The sequence below is a fragment of the Rhizobium sp. ZPR4 genome (assembly GCF_040215725.1).
Lineage (GTDB): Bacteria > Pseudomonadota > Alphaproteobacteria > Rhizobiales > Rhizobiaceae > Rhizobium > Rhizobium rhizogenes_D.
Genome location: NZ_CP157967.1, coordinates 1,660,259 through 1,676,809, shown reverse-complemented (window position 1 = coordinate 1,676,809; position 16,551 = coordinate 1,660,259). Strand labels below are relative to the sequence as shown.

At 59.4% G+C, this 16,551-nt stretch carries 13 protein-coding genes; 9 read left to right on the top strand and 4 right to left on the bottom strand.

Annotated features, from left to right (window positions below):
- Positions 1-73 precede the first annotated feature (73 nt).
- A complete protein-coding gene (locus ABOK31_RS08245) occupies positions 74-1,972 on the top strand; it encodes a L,D-transpeptidase family protein (RefSeq protein ID WP_349958450.1) in 1,899 nt (632 codons plus the stop codon).
- Positions 1,973-2,084: 112 nt separating this feature from the next.
- Here ABOK31_RS08245 and ABOK31_RS08240 read toward each other — a convergent pair whose 3' ends face one another.
- Positions 2,085-3,260 (bottom strand): TIGR02281 family clan AA aspartic protease, encoded by a 1,176-nt coding sequence (locus ABOK31_RS08240; protein ID WP_174179497.1) that lies wholly within the window; start codon positions 3,258-3,260, stop codon positions 2,085-2,087.
- A gap of 174 nt (positions 3,261-3,434) precedes the next feature.
- Entirely contained in the window at positions 3,435-4,109 is a 675-nt protein-coding gene (locus tag ABOK31_RS08235; protein WP_174179495.1) for an HAD-IA family hydrolase, read from the bottom strand.
- A 194-nt stretch (positions 4,110-4,303) separates the two neighbouring features.
- Here ABOK31_RS08235 and rpiA point away from each other — a divergent pair, with 194 nt between their 5' ends.
- The 5 genes from rpiA to ABOK31_RS08210 all read left to right on the top strand — a co-directional run bounded on the left by rpiA (position 4,304) and on the right by ABOK31_RS08210 (position 9,254).
- Complete coding sequence (rpiA, locus tag ABOK31_RS08230; RefSeq protein WP_349958448.1) at positions 4,304-5,005, top strand: ribose-5-phosphate isomerase RpiA; 702 nt, start codon at positions 4,304-4,306, stop codon at positions 5,003-5,005.
- Between the two features lie 13 nt (positions 5,006-5,018).
- Positions 5,019-5,573, top strand: coding sequence for a DUF2059 domain-containing protein (locus ABOK31_RS08225; protein WP_349958446.1), 555 nt, complete (start codon positions 5,019-5,021; stop codon positions 5,571-5,573).
- 182 nt (positions 5,574-5,755) lie between these two features.
- Positions 5,756-7,141: a glutathione-disulfide reductase gene (gor, locus tag ABOK31_RS08220; RefSeq protein WP_349958444.1), complete on the top strand. Its 1,386-nt coding sequence runs from the start codon at positions 5,756-5,758 to the stop codon at positions 7,139-7,141.
- A gap of 154 nt (positions 7,142-7,295) precedes the next feature.
- On the top strand, positions 7,296-8,669 hold the full coding sequence (locus ABOK31_RS08215) for a class II 3-deoxy-7-phosphoheptulonate synthase (protein ID WP_174179487.1): 1,374 nt from the start codon (positions 7,296-7,298) through the stop codon (positions 8,667-8,669).
- A gap of 159 nt (positions 8,670-8,828) precedes the next feature.
- Entirely contained in the window at positions 8,829-9,254 is a 426-nt protein-coding gene (locus ABOK31_RS08210; protein WP_174179485.1) for a GFA family protein, read from the top strand.
- 3 nt (positions 9,255-9,257) lie between these two features.
- On the opposite strand, the gene ABOK31_RS08205 is transcribed toward ABOK31_RS08210, so the two are convergent.
- Both ABOK31_RS08205 and ABOK31_RS08200 read right to left on the bottom strand, forming a co-directional pair.
- Complete coding sequence (locus ABOK31_RS08205) at positions 9,258-9,794, bottom strand: DUF1003 domain-containing protein (protein WP_174179483.1); 537 nt, start codon at positions 9,792-9,794, stop codon at positions 9,258-9,260.
- A 155-nt stretch (positions 9,795-9,949) separates the two neighbouring features.
- Positions 9,950-11,824, bottom strand: a complete 1,875-nt coding sequence (locus ABOK31_RS08200; RefSeq protein ID WP_349958902.1) for an LTA synthase family protein — start codon at positions 11,822-11,824, stop codon at positions 9,950-9,952.
- Positions 11,825-12,071: 247 nt separating this feature from the next.
- Between ABOK31_RS08200 and ABOK31_RS08195 the strand changes: the two genes are divergently transcribed.
- The 3 genes from ABOK31_RS08195 to ABOK31_RS08185 all read left to right on the top strand — a co-directional run bounded on the left by ABOK31_RS08195 (position 12,072) and on the right by ABOK31_RS08185 (position 16,520).
- Positions 12,072-13,751, top strand: a complete 1,680-nt coding sequence (locus tag ABOK31_RS08195) for an NAD+ synthase (RefSeq protein ID WP_349958441.1) — start codon at positions 12,072-12,074, stop codon at positions 13,749-13,751.
- A gap of 31 nt (positions 13,752-13,782) precedes the next feature.
- Positions 13,783-14,610 (top strand): hypothetical protein, encoded by an 828-nt coding sequence (locus tag ABOK31_RS08190; protein ID WP_349958439.1) that lies wholly within the window; start codon positions 13,783-13,785, stop codon positions 14,608-14,610.
- Between the two features lie 164 nt (positions 14,611-14,774).
- Positions 14,775-16,520, top strand: a complete 1,746-nt coding sequence (locus ABOK31_RS08185) for an ankyrin repeat domain-containing protein (RefSeq protein WP_349958437.1) — start codon at positions 14,775-14,777, stop codon at positions 16,518-16,520.
- The last annotated feature ends 31 nt before the right edge of the window (positions 16,521-16,551 follow it).

Genomic DNA, 16,551 nt, shown 5'->3' with positions numbered 1-16,551 from the left:
AGGCATCGCGGCCGAGTTGAAAACAGCACCGCCAAGCTCGAAGTTATCGCACGATACAGGGACTGATTAGAGAATGAAACTTGCCATCAAAGCCACAGCATCCGTCCTGGCCCTTTCCTGTTGCCTTTCCTCCATCGGCGCAACCTCTGCAAGCGCGATGACTCTTATGGATTTCATCCGTGGCGGGCAGGGGCGTCAGCAGAGCACGCAGGTATCGGCGCCGGTTCCCGTGAACCCGGCGCAGACGCTGAATGCCGATCAGCCGCCGCGGGCCAAGCAGTCGCTGCCGACCGTGGATGCACCCAAATACTATACCTACAAGGCTGACCAGATGCGTCTGGTGGCGACCACGCATTTTGCCGATCCGGTGGTGACCGGAGCCGTTGCCGACGCCTCCCCGACGCCGGTCGCGGTCGATACCGAGATCTCGCAGCGTCGCTACCTGGCCGATGCCCGCGTCATGGCGACCAACGACATCGCCAAGGCAATCGAGGCCTATTATGCCGATCAGAGCAAGCCGCTTCTCTGGGTTGCCGATCATGCCGTCAGCGACAAGGCGAAGGCCGCCATGGGCGTTCTTGCCGATGCCGGTTCCGTCGGTCTTGATCCCGCGGACTATGCCGTGATGCCGCCCAGTGCCGATGCGGCAAATGCCGATCCGGTGATGCGCGACCGCGCACTCATGCAATTCGAGCTTGCGCTGTCGAGCAAGGTATTGATGTTCGTTCAGGATACGGTTCGCGGTCGTCTCGACCCGAACAAGATCTCCGGCTATCACGACTTCAAGCGCAAGGACGTCAATCTGACGGCCATGCTCGATGTGCTGCGCGCCAGCCCGGATGTCGGTGCCTATCTCAACAGCCGCAGCCCGTCCAACTCGCAATTCATGGAATTGAAGGCGGAGCTTGCGAAGCTGCGCGCCGCAAGCGGATCGGACGGCAGCCATATCTCCATTTCCCTGACCGGCACCTTGAAGCCGGGCGGCAGCTCCCCGGAAATGGCCAATATCGTCAAGGCGATCCAGCATCGCGGATCTGACGCGCTGAAGACGGCTCACGCCGATCTTTTCGCCGCTTATCTGGGCACGCCGAGCTACACGCCCGAGCTGGTGTCGCTGGTCGAGGACTTTCAGAGAGAAAAGGGACTGACGGCCGACGGCGTCATCGGTCCGTCCTCCGTTCGCGCCATGGTCGGCGAGAACAGCGACGCGAAGATCCAGAAGCTGGTCATCGCCATGGAACAGCTGCGCTGGCTGCCTGACGAACTCGGCCCGCGCTACGTCTTCATCAACCAGCCGGCCTTCATGGTCTATTACTACAACAACAACCAGGAACAGCTGTCGATGCGCGTCGTCGTCGGCAGCAAGCAGCACCAGACCTTCTTCTTCGAAAATCAGGTGCAGACGGTTGAATTCAACCCGTTCTGGGGCGTTCCGCAATCGATCATCATCAACGAGATGCTGCCGAAGCTGCGCGCCGACCCGAATTATCTCGACCGCATGGGCTATCAGGTTGAAGTCGGCGGCCGTGCCGTCGCATCGTCCAGCGTCGACTGGTACGGCTCGACGAAGAGCATCTCGGTTCGTCAGCCGCCGAGCAGCGACAATGCGCTCGGCGAACTGAAGATCCTCTTCCCGAACTCGCACGCGATCTACATGCACGACACGCCGCAGAAGAGCTTCTTCAAGAAGGATATGCGTGCACTCAGCCATGGCTGCGTCCGTCTTGCCGATCCGCGCGCAATGGCTGCTGCCGTGCTGAACACCACGGTCGACGACGTCGCCAAGCAGATCGCGACCGGCCAGAACAAGGGCGTTTCGGTGCCGCAGAAGTTCCCGATCTACATCGCCTACTTCACCGCATGGCCGAACAAGGATGGCGTCATTCAGTATTTCAACGACGTCTACGATCGCGATGCTGCCACGCAAAAGGCGCTCGATGCGACCTCGAAGGCGCGTACCGCTCAGATCTGAGTTTGGTTTGATTTAAGACAAAAAGGGCGACCTGGCGGTCGCCCTTTTTTATTGCCCTATTACTAAAGACGCCGGCGGAAACTGCCCGGGCTGGCCCAACCGACGATCCGGCTTAATTCTTCGCTTGGATACGCCATTCCCGGCCGCCGAAGGTGACGTCGAAGCGCGAGAGGAAGGAGCGGCCAAGCAGCCCGTCAACTTCGTTGCCGAGGGCTGCGTTGTCATCAAGGACGACCGTCGTGATATCGCTGGCCTGGACATGTCCGACTTTCACAGTGGCAGCCGTTGTGTGCGTGGCTTGGGAAACGCCGTTCGCCGTCTGAAGCGAAATTCCGTTGTTGCCGTCGATCGGCAGCTTGGCCCGCGCGGCAAAGGCTTTGTTCACTGCGACAAAGCTGGCGCCTGTGTCGACGATGAACGTCCCTTCCGTGTCATTGATCGAGACCCGCGCCAGGATGATATTCTTGCCCTGCGTCGGAAATCGATCACTGCCGGTGGCATAGGTCGAGGTGCATTTTCCCATGGTTTCATACAGCTTGATGATCCCACGCACGACCGCGGTATCATTGCGATCGGGATTGGTGGAAACCCAGAGCTGAAGCGGTCCAATCGCCTCGCAATATTCGCCAAGTTCGCGATAGCTTGTCGAGATTCCCTCGAATACCGCGCTGTTTAACATCGCGATATTGTCGGTTAGGCCGATGACGGAATAGTAGTCGTCGATAGCGTCCCGATATTTCCTAGCATTTGCGCGAATTCGTGCGCGTTGGAAATAGAAATCGGGCATTCCCGGCGACATTGTTATCACCTCATTCGAGACCTTCAGTGCTTCGTCGAAGTCGCTGAGATCGTCCAGAATTTCGGCAGCTGAGCTCAAGGCGATATTCGAGGGCTTGCACTTGTTGGAGAAGGCAATGAAAACTTTGGCTGCTTCGCGGCGATAGCCCTGCTTCTGCAGTTCATCGGCGAATTTATAGACTGCATTCCAATCGCAATGCTCTCGCCGTAACATATCGAGATCGGCTGCCATCGTAGCTCTGCCTGCGACGATGTTCGGCAGAGGTGCGATGTCGAAATGTTCATAGACTGCCGTGAGCGCCGGATCGGGTTTGGCGCCGGCTCCGGTTTCTGTCTGGACATATCCGACAATACGGTCGCCATAGATGTAGAACCAAATACCGGCGCATAGTGCTGCGCAAATGATCAGCGTTCGGACAATGGGAGCAAACCACCCTCGGCGGCTTGGCAATCTACCGGCGTTACGGTCGTCTGGATCTGCTACGAGCAAGGGGGCGCTCCACTATCGAGTTATCGTCCGGCTCAGCAACAGCGCGCAAGAAACGTTTCTCTCTTGCGGTCGCGATGCCGATAGCAGGACGTCGATAAGTTGTGGCGGAAGCGCGTGAATCGCGCAAGACCCGCTACAACCCCGCCTTTTGAACCAACAGAGATTTTGGTGATCTCAGGCCGCGAGCAGCCCTTCGACCAGCTCTGGGGTCAGCTCGTCATAGTGATAGATGATGCGGTTCGGGCCGAGCGTTTCCACACCGACATCGGAATAGCCGAATGGAACCGCCACCGAAGGCACGCCGGCGTTGCGGGCGACGAGGATGTCGTTGATGCTGTCGCCGATCATGATGGTGCGGGCGATGTCGCCGCCGGCGCGTTCAACCGTGCCGATCAGATGCTCGGCATTCGGCTTGCGCACGGTGAAGGTGTCGCCACCGGTAATGGCCTCGAAGTAATGGGTCAGCTCCAGTCGGTCGAGCAGGGTGCGTGCCAGCGATTCCATCTTGTTGGTGCAGACAGCGAGCTTGTAGCCCTGGCTTCTCAGCGTATTAAGGGCCGCCAGGAGCCCCGGGTATGGCTGCGTGGCGCCCGGCATCGTCTCGGAATAATGGGTTATGAAGCGCTGGAGGAGAGCCGGCAATTCTTCCGATGTCAGCGTATAGCCGTGCAGCTTGCAGGCTCGCTCGATCATCACCTGCGCGCCGTTGCCGACGAGATGCGTCACGTCGTCGTAGCTGATGGGCGGAAGCTTGAGGGCGGCGATCGTATGGTTCAGGCTGACGATCAGGTCCGCATGCGTGTCCAGCAGCGTGCCATCGAGATCGAATACGACAAGGGGAGATTTCACGAGGAATCGGCCTTTGCATAGAAAAGAGTGCGTCTTCTGGAGTTAAAAGATCGCGCGGGCAATTGCAACTGAAGCGCCCGAAAGCCTTGGCGGGAAGGGCCGGGGATTTCTATATCGCGCCGTTATTTTGGCTTTCGTTTGGCTGGAGAGCCGTGTAAACAGCAGACCAACGTAACAATGGGAGCAGGTGGCGCATGGACGCCCGCCAGATGAAAATCGAGGCTGCGAGAGCCGCGCTGGCTTATGTCGAGAGCGGCATGCGGCTCGGGATCGGCACCGGCAGCACGGCGGAGGAGTTCGTTCGCCTGCTCGCCGAAAAGGTTGCGGCCGGCCTCTCGATCCAGGGCGTTCCCACGTCCGAAAGAACGGCCAAGCTCTGCAATGAACTCGGCGTTCCGTTGAAATCGCTGGACGAGCTTCCGGAACTCGATCTCACCATCGATGGTGCCGACGAACTGGATGGCAGGCTGACCCTGATCAAGGGCGGCGGCGGCGCGCTGCTGCGCGAGAAGATAGTTGCTGCCTCGTCCGCCCGCATGATCGTCATCGCGGATCAGAGCAAAGTCGTCGAGACCCTCGGGGCCTTTCCGCTGCCGATCGAGGTCAACCCTTTCGGGCTTGTTTCCACTCGCATCCTCATCGAGAAGGCCGCATCGCGCCTTGGGCTTTCGGGCGCGCTCAACATGCGCCGCGCGGGTGACAGCCTCTTTGTCACCGATGGGGGGCATTTCATCGTCGATGCATCTTTCGGCCGTATTCCTGATGCAGAGGCGCTGTCGAGCAAACTCTATTCGATTCCCGGCGTTGTCGAACACGGGCTCTTTATCCATATGGCGACACAAGCGATCATTGCCGGCCCTGCCGGTGCGCGCACGTTGCAGGCGAACAATACATAGGAGCATTCATCTCATGATCAAATTTGCGGGTCTTGGCCGTCTTGCCGCTGCTACCATTCTTCTCTCTGGCATTGCCTTTGGTTCCGTCAACGCTCAGGAAGTTTCCGAGGATCAGATCAAGGCTGCGCGCGCCGCGATCAACGCTCTCGGCATCACCAATCAGTTCGACAATATCCTGCCGAACCTCGCCGAGCAGCTGAAGAGCACGATGATCCAGGCAAACCCGAATTTCGGCGATGCGATCAACTCGACCGTCGATGCCACCGCGCTGGCGCTGGCGCCGCGTCGTGCCGATCTCGAGCGTGAAGCCGCCATCACCTATGCCAAGGCCTTCTCGGCCGACGAACTCAAGGCGATCGCCGATTTCTACGGTTCGCCGGCCGGCAAGAAGCTTCTGAAGGACGGGCCGCTCGCCACCCGCGAACTTTACAAGGCCGCCGATATCTGGAGCCAGGGCATTTCACGCGACCTCGCAAACCAGAGCAACGATGCTCTGCAGAAGGTCGTCAAGCAGCCGGTCGCTACGCCGGATGCCGGTGCCGCTGCTCAGACAGCGCCGAAGCAGTAAGCGACAGGCCTTTGCCGTGCTGTTCCGGAAGGCAAGTCTGGCTTTTCGGTGTAAGCGGCGGACGGTTCCAAATTCGAAGCCCGGATCGATTCCGGGCTTTTCTTTTTGCATCGCGGCTCCCTATATGAGTGCCAACCCCCAATGGCGCTTCGTGCGCATATTCATGACCACAGGAGCCACCGATGCCTTCGTTTGATTTCGACCTTTTCGTGATTGGCGGCGGTTCCGGCGGTGTGCGCAGCGCGCGCGTGGCGGCCTCGCTCGGCAAGAAGGTCGGCATTGCGGAAGAATATCGCTATGGCGGCACCTGCGTCATTCGCGGCTGTGTGCCGAAGAAGCTGTTCGTCTATGCCTCGCAGTATAGCGAGCATTTCGAGGATGCGGCAGGGTTCGGCTGGGCGGTCGGTGAAAGCAGCTTCGACTGGAAGAAGCTGATCGAGGCGAAGGACAAGGAAATCGCCCGGCTGGAGGGCCTCTATCGCAAGGGGCTAGACAATGCGAAGGCGGATATCTTTGATACGCGCGCCGAGCTGGTGGATGCCCACACGGTCAAGCTGTTGAAGACCGGCCAGACCATCACTGCCGAGACCATCGTGATTGCGACGGGTGGCAGGCCGAACCTGCACACGGCGCTGCCGGGCCATGAGCTCTGCATCTCCTCGAACGAAGCCTTCCATTTGAAGGAACTGCCGAAGTCGATCCTGATCGCCGGTGGCGGCTATATCGCTGTCGAATTCGCCAATATCTTCCACGGCCTCGGCGTCGAGACGACGCTGATTTATCGCGGCGCCGAGATCCTCTCGCGTTTCGACCAGGATTTGCGCAAGGGTCTGCATGAAGCGATGGAAGAGAAGGGTATCCGCATTCTTTGCCACGACATCATTCAGAGCGTCGAGAAGACGGAACGTGGCCTCAGTGTCCGGACGAAGAATGACAAGTCCTTGACGGTCGATACCGTCATGCTGGCGCTCGGCCGCACGCCGAATACCGAAAGCCTCGGGCTGGAAGCGGCGGGCGTCGCAATCAACGAGCAGGGCGCTGTCATCGTCGATGAATATTCGCGCACGTCCGTTCCGAATATCTACGCGCTTGGCGACGTCACCGACCGGGTACAGCTGACGCCAGTCGCGATCCATGAGGCCATGTGCTTCATCGAGACCGTCTACAAGAACAATCCGACGCGGCCGGATCACGAGCTGATCCCGACCGCCGTCTTCTCGCAGCCCGAGATCGGCACGGTCGGCCTGACTGAGGAAGACGCTGCCAAGCGCTATCCGGAGCTTGAGGTTTATCGCGCCCAGTTCCGGCCGATGAAAGCGACGCTTTCGGGCCGTACCGAGAAGATGATCATGAAGCTCATCGTCAATGCCGCCGACCGCAAGGTGATCGGCGCGCATATTCTCGGCCACGATGCCGGCGAGATGGCGCAGATTCTTGGGATCACGCTGAGGGCCGGCTGTACCAAGGATGATTTCGACCGCACCATGGCTGTGCATCCGACGGCGGCGGAAGAATTGGTGACCATGTATTCGCCGAGCTATCGCATCCGCAACGGCGAGCGTGTGTAAAGCGTCCGTTTTGGCGCAGATATCGACTGCAGCATAAAAGATTCGCACAGTAGTTTGCCCGCCTTTGCAAGCGGGCGGCAAAGGTTTATAAGCGCGCGTTATTTACGAAGACGGGACGCCCGACCAAGATCGGGCGCACAAGCAGGTGAGTGAGATGGCACAGAATTGGACCCCGAGCAGTTGGCGGCAGAAACCGATCCAGCAGGTGCCGGATTTTCCGGACAAGACAGCGCTTGCAGAGACCGAAGCGCAACTTGCAAGCTATCCGCCGCTCGTTTTTGCCGGTGAAGCCCGTCGCCTGAAGGCGCATCTGGCCAATGTCGCAGAGGGCAATGGCTTCCTGCTGCAGGGTGGCGATTGTGCCGAAAGCTTTGCCGAGCATGGCGCCGATACGATCCGCGATTTCTTCCGCGCCTTCCTGCAGATGGCTGTCGTCCTGACCTTCGGCGCGCAGCTGCCGGTCGTTAAGGTCGGCCGCATCGCCGGCCAGTTCGCCAAGCCGCGCTCGTCGAACATCGAAACGCAGAATGGTATATCGCTGCCGAGCTATCGCGGCGACATCATCAACGGCATCGAGTTCACCGAAGATGCGCGCATTCCCAATCCAGAGCGTCAGTTGATGGCTTATCGCCAGTCCGCTGCGACGCTCAATCTGCTGCGTGCCTTTGCCATGGGCGGCTATGCCAATCTGGAAAACGTGCAGAAGTGGATGCTCGGTTTCGTCAAGGACAGCCCGCAGGGCGAGCGCTACCGCAAGCTTGCCGACCGCATCGGCGAGACCATGGATTTCATGCGCGCAATCGGCATCACCGCCGAGAGCAATGCCAGCCTGCGCGAAACCGATTTCTTCACCAGCCACGAAGCGCTGCTGCTTGGCTATGAAGAAGCTTTCACTCGCGTCGACTCCACGACCGGCGACTGGTACGCGACCTCGGGCCACATGCTCTGGATCGGCGACCGCACGCGCCAGGCCGACCATGCGCATGTCGAATATTTCCGCGGCATCAAGAACCCGATCGGTCTGAAGTGCGGTCCTTCGCTGCAGGCGGATGATCTGATCAATCTGATCGACATTCTGAACCCGGAAAACGAAGCCGGCCGCCTGACGCTGATCTGCCGTTTCGGCCACGACAAGGTTGCCGATAACCTGCCGCGCCTCATCCGCGCGGTCGAGAAGGAAGGCCGCAAGGTCGTCTGGTCCTGCGATCCGATGCATGGCAATACGATCACGCTCAACAACTACAAGACACGTCCGTTCGAGCGCATCCTGTCGGAAGTCGAAAGCTTCTTCCAGATCCACCGTGCCGAGGGCACGCATCCGGGCGGCATCCACATCGAGATGACCGGCAAGGACGTGACCGAATGCACGGGCGGCGCCCGCGCCGTCGGCGCTGAAGACCTGCAGGATCGCTATCACACCCATTGCGACCCGCGCCTCAATGCCGACCAGGCGCTGGAACTTGCCTTCCTGCTTGCCGAGCGGATGAAGGGCGGCCGCGACGAGAAGCGTATGCGGGCTCACGGCTGAGCGAATCCGCATCCACCATCTAGCGAGCGGGCCGGCGAAAGACCGGCCCGTTTGTTTTTAACCGAGGCGGATCAATCCAGCTGAAAGGCGCTTCATTTCTTTGAGATTGACCCGATTGCCGTTTTCAGGAAGGCTACCCTCAAAACAAGGGGAGCGATGATGAGCGACGAACACACGGGAGCCTGCCTTTGCGGCAGCGTACGTTTCAAGGCACGCGGCAAGCTGCGCGAGGTCGTCGCCTGTCATTGTTCGCAGTGCCGCAAGCAGACCGGGCTCTATTATGCCGCAACCAACGTTGCGCGCGAAAATCTCGTCATCGAGGGGGAGGAGGCGATCACCTGGTATCGTGCCAGCACATTCGCTCGCCGCGGCTTTTGCAGGACCTGCGGCTCGGCCCTGTTCTGGGTGGCTGACGGCGCCGATGAAATATCGATCATGGCCGGTCTGTTCGACCGGCCGAGCGGCCTTGAGATAGGCTATCATATTTATTGCGCCGACAAGGGCGACTATTATGAGATCAGCGACGGACTGCCGCAATATCGGCAAGGGCGACCGGGATTGCTGACGGCCGGCCCTTCCGATTGACCCTCAGATACCACTTTTTTCCGTGACGAGCTTGCTGAGCTTGGCGAGTTCTTCCCGCACCACCGCGAGCTCCGTCAGCACCTGCATATCGATCTTCTGATGCAGGGACAGCACTTCCAGCTCGGACTTCAGATTGACTTCGTAATCCTTGGCCGCCTCGAAGCGATCCCGCTCTGCCTGCCGGTTCTGAGACATCATGATGATCGGCGCCTGGATCGCGGCGAGCATGGAGAGGACGAGGTTCAAAAAGATGAAAGGATAGGGGTCGAAGGCGTTCGTGGTGAGAAGGATCGTGTTGATGGCACACCAGAAGACCAGAAACAGCAGGAAAGCGATGATGAAGGACCAGGAGCCGCCAACGCGGGCGATGCCGTCAGCCAGACGCTGTCCCGTGGACGATTCCGCCGAGATGGCTGCATTGATGTCGGTGGAAATGATCTTTCGCTCGTGCGCCTTTTTAAGAACGCGCTTTTCGATATCGCCGAGCTGATCGGTCGTCTTGTCAAAATGCAGATGAACGAAGTTGGGAAGATTATGCATTGGGAGGGCTCCGAGGTCCTTGTGGCATTGAATGCAACTATTCGACCAACGGATAAAAATGCAACGAGGGAAGGGTTTCAAACCCGACTACGCATGGAGCCGCTGCGTGTGCCGCTATGGCAAAACCGCTGCATTAACCCATGCTCGCGATGGGGCTAGCTGTTCTCCTGGCTCACCAGCTCTGCATGCGATGGGAAGAAGCGCTCCAGACCATATTGGCGGCCGAACATCATATCGTGCTGCAGATAGCGATAGTCGCGCACTATCGGGTCGAGCTCCTGCTCCTTGCGCGCCCAATCGGGAAAGGCCTGATTGTCGCGGCTCGCAAGCTGGTAGCGATCGACGATGGTGTATTTCTTCTGCACGCGCCCGAGAAAGCCCGTGTAGAAAGGATGCTCGTAGCCGGCGGTTTTCAGCAGATGATAGGGCAGCTGCGAGGGGCTGATGGTGCCGATGTCCTTGCGGGCGCCTTTCTTGCTCGACCAGACGACGAGCGGCGTCTCATGCTCCTTCTTCATGACATCGAGTGGGGCTTTGCGGGTGGCGACCTGCTGCGGCATGTAGCCGGTGTTAGGATAGACGTTGCCGAGCGGCGGCAGATGATCGCCCCAGAGGACGATGATGGTTTCGCGGTCGCGCTTTTCGGCCCAATCCATCAGCATCTTCAGGCTGGCATCGGCTTCGCGCACGCCCTGCGCGTAGGTAGCAAGTGCGGCACGGTCACCATCGTTCAGATTGCCAGCGATATCGACGGTATTCTCAGCGTAGCGGTCGGCTTCGTAGGGGCCATGTCCCTGCAGGGTGACGGCGAAGAAGAAGAACGGGCGCTCGGCGGCGTCTCCCTCGCGTATGATTTCCTTCATGAGGGAATCGTCGGCGGCGAACATGCCGCGCTTGTCCATGGCCGGTAGGGTTTCCTGGGTGTGAAACTCCTCGAAGCCGAAGGCGCGATAGACCTCGTTGCGGTTCCAGAACCAGCCGCTGAAGGGGTGAAGGGCGCGCGCCGTATAACCTTCGCCGCGGAAGAAGGTGGCAAGCGACGGCATCGGGCGGCGCACATATTGCTGATAGGGAATGCTACCATAGGGTAAGAAGGCATTGGAAAAACCGGTCAATGCCTCGAACTCGACATTGGCGGTCATGCCGCCGAATTCCGGCGAGAAGACATTTCCGGATTGTCTGGCGCGGATGGTCGGCATCGGATCGGGCGTGAAGGCGATGTTGGCAAAGCGCGTCGGGTCCCAGAGGGATTCGCTCATCAACATGATGACGTCGGGCTTTTGGCGCGGACCGGAGAGATAGCCGTAATTTCTTGCAGGCAGGGCGTCGATGGCGCCAGGGCCATATCCGGCCGGTGACTTGACGTCGGCCATAGGCAGGTTGAGCGCGAAGGCAACCACGAAACCGTTGTGGTTATAATTTTCTGTCTGATCCCAGACGATCGGAATGATGCCCAGCTTTTCGCGAAGGTAGGAATATTGGGTCGGGTCCATCTGCGAGGCGAAAAGCACTGTTAGCGGCAGGCAGATCGAAAGCCGTCCGAGGCGCTCCTTGTGCGAAAGCACCGCGGCGCGGCTGCTAATGTAGCGCCAGACCAGGATCAAGGTAGCCAAGCCGACGAGGAGGCCGATCGCGAGCGCTGCGGCTGTCCAGGGGCGATCGCGCACCATGACGGGCATCAACTCCATGATCTGCCGCGCGAACAAAAAGTCCGAAGGATAGAGCGGATCGGAGAGGTAGTTCTGCTTATGGCTGGAAATGAATGCCAGAACAAGCAACAGCGGGGCGACGATCAAGGCGGATAGATGCGCGCGGCCGATCAGGGCATCCAGTGTCAGCATCGCCAGCATGACAATGCTGATCGTGGCAAGCCCCGGGCGGGATGTTGAAAGGAGATAAGTCCAAGCCGAGTTGAATTCGCCGCGCGCAACCCATTCGACCGTCATGACGATAGACAGGGAGAAAAGCAGGGTCAGCGCAAGGCTCAAAAGCAGGCGCAGAGCGGCGGACTTCTGTCTCGCGCCGTCGATCTTTTGGAAAAGGGCAAGCTTGCCCGCCAAGGCGGACTCGATGACCAATGCGACCAATGATTTCTCCAAAAGCTACAAAATATTCATATAAGTGTCACGCTTCTGTCATGAACGGTGCCTGAACCGCAAGGCAAGCTTGGTATTTTTCCGGGTAAAAATACTGCCTATGCGCGTGGGACGATCTTTGATGCGTGTCGGGAAGCGGAAGGCGGTTGCGGAAGAAAGATGCCATCGCTAAATGTATGGCATGACAGAGCAAAGCCAGATTACCCACACCATCCGCATCGCCGTCGCGCAGCTTAATCCGACGGTCGGCGACGTCTCCGGCAATCTCGCCAAGGCGCGCGAGGCCCGCGCAGAGGCGGCGCGCGAAGGCGCCCAGCTCTTATTGCTGACCGAATTGTTCATTTCCGGCTATCCGCCGGAGGATCTGGTGCTGAAGCCGGCCTTCATTCGCGCCTGCTGGAAAGCGGTGGAGGCTCTCGCTACCGACACTGCTGATGGTGGCCCTGGTATCGTCGTTGGCTTTCCGCGACAGGATGGCACCGGACGCTACAATTCGATTGCCGTGCTCGATGGTGGCAAGGTGATCGCTGTCCGCGACAAAGTGGATCTGCCCAATTATGGCGAGTTCGATGAAAAGCGCGTCTTCGATCAGGGTGCCATGCCGGGTCCGGTCAATTTCCGTGGCGTGCGGCTCGGCATTCCGATCTGCGAGGACATCTGGGGCGAACTCGGCGTCTGCGAAACGCTGGCCGAAAGCGGCGCAGAGATTCTGCTATCGCCGAACGGTTCGCCCTATTATCGCGGCAAGGTCGACGTGCGACATCAGGTGGTTCTGAAGCAGGTCATCGAAACAGGCCTGCCGATGATCTATGCCGCCCAGCTTGGCGGTCAGGACGAGCTGGTTTTCGATGGTGCGAGCTTCGGCTTCAATGCCGACAAGACGCTGGCCTTCCAGATGAGCCAGTTCGAAACTGCCCTTGCGGTCACCACCTGGAAAAAGAACGGCGACGTTTGGCACTGCGCCGAAGGGCCGATGGCGCATATTCCGGAAGGCGAGGAGGCGGATTATCGCGCCTGCCTGCTGGGCTTCCGCGACTACGTCAACAAGAACGGCTTCAAGTCGGTCGTGCTCGGCCTCTCCGGCGGCATCGACTCGGCGATTTGCGCGGCGATTGCCGTCGATGCGCTCGGCGAGGAGCGGGTGCGCACCGTCATGCTGCCCTATCGCTATACCTCGCCGGATTCGCTGAAGGATGCGGCCGATTGTGCCAAGGCGCTCGGCTGCCGGTACGACATCGTGCCGATCGAAGATCCCGTGACCGGCTTCACCACGGCCTTGTCCGATCTGTTCGAAGGAACGGAAAGCGGCATTACCGAGGAAAACCTGCAGAGCCGAGCCCGTGGCACCATCCTGATGGCGATTTCCAACAAGTTCGGCTCGATGGTGGTGACGACAGGCAACAAGTCGGAAATGTCTGTCGGATACGCCACGCTTTATGGCGACATGAACGGCGGCTTCAACCCGATCAAGGATCTTTACAAGATGCAGGTCTACGCGCTGTCGCGCTGGCGCAACCTGCATGTGCCGCCGGGCGCGCTCGGCCCGTCAGGTGAAGTGATCCCTTATAACATCATCGACAAGGCGCCTTCGGCTGAACTCAGGCCGAACCAGACGGACCAGGATTCGCTGCCGCCCTATCCGGCGCTCGACGATATCCTCGAATGCCTGGTTGAGAAGGAAATGTCCGTAGAGGAGATCGTGGCGCGGGGCCATGATGTCGCGACGGTGCATCGTATCGAGCATCTGCTCTATCTCGCCGAATACAAGCGCCGCCAGTCGGCGCCGGGCGTGAAGATCACCAAGAAGAATTTCGGTCGCGACCGTCGCTATCCGATCACCAACCGGTTCCGCGATCGCTGATCGCAGCATCCTTCGGCAAGGGAGAGGAAGAATGCGGAGCTCGGTCGAGATCTATAATATCCGCACGGGTGCGAACCGGATTGTCTGGCAGACGGACCAGCTGATCGAGGCGCCAAATTATTCGCCCGACGGACGTTATCTGCTGCTGAATGGGGACGGCTTACTCTACCGGCTGCCGCTCGATGGCGGCGGTGGGATCGCTCAGGTCGATACCGGCTTCGCGACGCGGTGCAACAACGATCACGGCATTTCTCCCGACGGGTCGCTGATTGCCATTTCAGACAAGACGGAGCATGGCAAGGCCTGCATCTATGTTCTGCCGGCGGAGGGTGGTACGCCAAGGCAGGTTACGACCAATCTGCCTTCCTACTGGCATGGCTGGTCACCGGACGGAAAACGCTTCTCCTATTGCGGCATTCGCGACAACGTCTTCGATATCTACACGATCTCCATCGATGGCGGCGAGGAGACACGCCTGACGCATGGAGAAGGCCGCAATGACGGACCGGATTTCTCGGCTGACGGGCAGTGGATCTATTTCAATTCGAGCCGCACCGGTCTGATGCAAATCTGGCGCATTCATCCCGACGGCACCGGCCTGCAGCAAGTAACCCACGACAACTACGGCAATTGGTTTGCCCATCCGTCGCCCGCCAACGACAAGGTCGTGCTGATCTCCTACGATCCCGATGTCTTCGACCATCCGCGTGACCTGAATGTGCGGATGCGGCTGATGGATATGGATGGCGGCAATCTCACGACGCTGTTCGAGCTCTTTGGCGGGCAGGGGTCGATCAATGTGCCGAACTGGTCACCGGATGGTGATGAGTTCGCCTATGTGCGTTATGAGCCGGCGTGAGCTCTGGACAGATCGCAACCGGCGCTATAGATCTGGATGCGTTCTCAGGGCGCATCCGATCCGCGGGAAGGGCCAGGCCCACCTGAAGCATAGAATATGAGACTGCCACACCTCTTTTCAGTCTGTGGGCGCGGATACCGGACGTAAATGGAAGGAGGTCTATTTTGACCACGCGCTCTTTGGCGAGTTCCGCCACACTCGATTCCCTGAAAAAGCAGGCCAAGTCTTTCCTCAAGGCTGTCCAAACCGGCGATACGTCGGCGCGTAGCCGCGTTGCGCCCTACTTTGCCGACATCGCCAGCGTTGGACTGCAGGACATTCAGCTCGTTCTTGCCCGCGAGTTCGGCTTCTCCAGCTGGACGAAGCTCAAGGCGCATCTCGAAAGCGGCGATCGCAAGCATGTCCCGCGGGATCAGCTCGCCAACCGTTTCCTGTCGCTGGCGACGGTTTCGTATTTTGCCAATATTCCCGCCGATCCCGCGCGCTTCGATGAGGCGCTGCGGCTGCTTGTAGACAATCCGGAGGTTGCCGAGGAAAGCATTCACATCGCGGCCGCGCTCGGCGATGCCGACAGCATAGGTCGTTGGCTCGATCGTCAGCCGCAGCTTCTTGATCGCAAGGGCGGGCCGCATGATTTAACTCCGCTGATGTGCGCCGCATACGCCCGCGTGCCGGGTCGTTCCAGCCTGCCGGCCGCGCACGAGCTGGTCAGGCGCGGGGCCGATGTCAACGCCTTCTTTCTCGATGCCGGTCAATATCGCTTCACCGTATTGACCGGCGTTTTCGGAGAGGGCGAGGCGGGAAAGGATCGCCAGCCACCGCATCCGGAATGCGAGGCATTCGCACGGCTGCTGCTCGATGCCGGAGCCGAAGCCAATGACAGCCAGGCGCTTTATAACCGCATGTTCGAACGGGATGATATATGCCTGAAATTGCTGATCGAGTATGGCTTGTCCGCCGGGGATAAGAACAATTGGCTCGTGCGCGAGGACGGCAAGTTTGTTGAGAACTCGCAGACCGTTTTCGACTATCAGCTTGCCTGGGCGCTGGAACATCGCATGGGCGAACGGGTGCGCCTGCTGGTGGAAAATGGCGCCGATGTCAACAAGATCGTTAACGGCAGGACGCCGTACGAATGGGCGCGGCTTGGTGGCGATGCTGAGTTAGCTGGATATCTGGAGCGCAAGGGCGCGGTTGCGGTTCGCCTGAAGCCGGAGGATTGGGCCTATCTCCAGATCAAGGCCGGCGACATCGATGCCGAGCAAATCAATAAGGTCTTCAAGCAAATGCCAGGTGGGAGCGACATTGACATCGCTGTCGCGATGCAGCGGCATCATCCGGCAATGCTGCATGATGCTGCTGGCGAAAACGATCTGGAAGCGGTGGGTCGAATGCTGGCCCTTGGTCTTGACGTCAATGCCATGACCAGCCGCACGCCGCTGCATGAAGCGGCGCTGCATGGCCATATAGGGATGGCGAAACTGCTGATCGAGCATGGAGCCGATACCAGCATTCGCGATCCCAATTTTCACGCGCCGGCAATCGGTTGGGCCGAATATAATGGCAAGGGCGAGATGGTCGAGTTTCTGAAAGCCTATCCGCTCGATATTTTCGCGGCTGCAGCCTTCGGTGAGATCGGTCAGCTTGTGACTATTCTCGATAAGCATCCGGAACAGGTGAATATCCGCTTCGGTGAATTTCGTCCGCATGGGGAGCCCATCGATCGCGATTGGATGACGCCACTCGGCTTTGCCATCGTCAATCGGCGCGGCGATGCGGTGCGCTTCCTGCTGGCGCGTGGTGCGGATCGTTCGATCAGGGACGCCTCCGGACGATCCTATCGTGACCTTGTGCAGGAGGCGGGTGACGAAGCCATTGCCTCCTTACTGCGCCAGCCGGCAGCGATCTGAAAACAGGGAAGCGAGGCGGTCAGATGGAGAT

Excerpts from the sequence above, each read along its gene's own strand:
- ABOK31_RS08245 (WP_349958450.1), top strand. The coding sequence starts at position 74 with ATGAAACTTGCCATCAAAGCCACAGCATCCGTCCTGGCCCTTTCCTGT.
- rpiA (WP_349958448.1), top strand. The coding sequence starts at position 4,304 with ATGGACGCCCGCCAGATGAAAATCGAGGCTGCGAGAGCCGCGCTGGCT.
- ABOK31_RS08225 (WP_349958446.1), top strand. The coding sequence starts at position 5,019 with ATGATCAAATTTGCGGGTCTTGGCCGTCTTGCCGCTGCTACCATTCTT.
- gor (WP_349958444.1), top strand. The coding sequence starts at position 5,756 with ATGCCTTCGTTTGATTTCGACCTTTTCGTGATTGGCGGCGGTTCCGGC.
- ABOK31_RS08215 (WP_174179487.1), top strand. The coding sequence starts at position 7,296 with ATGGCACAGAATTGGACCCCGAGCAGTTGGCGGCAGAAACCGATCCAG.
- ABOK31_RS08210 (WP_174179485.1), top strand. The coding sequence starts at position 8,829 with ATGAGCGACGAACACACGGGAGCCTGCCTTTGCGGCAGCGTACGTTTC.
- ABOK31_RS08205 (WP_174179483.1), bottom strand. The coding sequence starts at position 9,794 with ATGCATAATCTTCCCAACTTCGTTCATCTGCATTTTGACAAGACGACC.
- ABOK31_RS08195 (WP_349958441.1), top strand. The coding sequence starts at position 12,072 with ATGACAGAGCAAAGCCAGATTACCCACACCATCCGCATCGCCGTCGCG.
- ABOK31_RS08190 (WP_349958439.1), top strand. The coding sequence starts at position 13,783 with ATGCGGAGCTCGGTCGAGATCTATAATATCCGCACGGGTGCGAACCGG.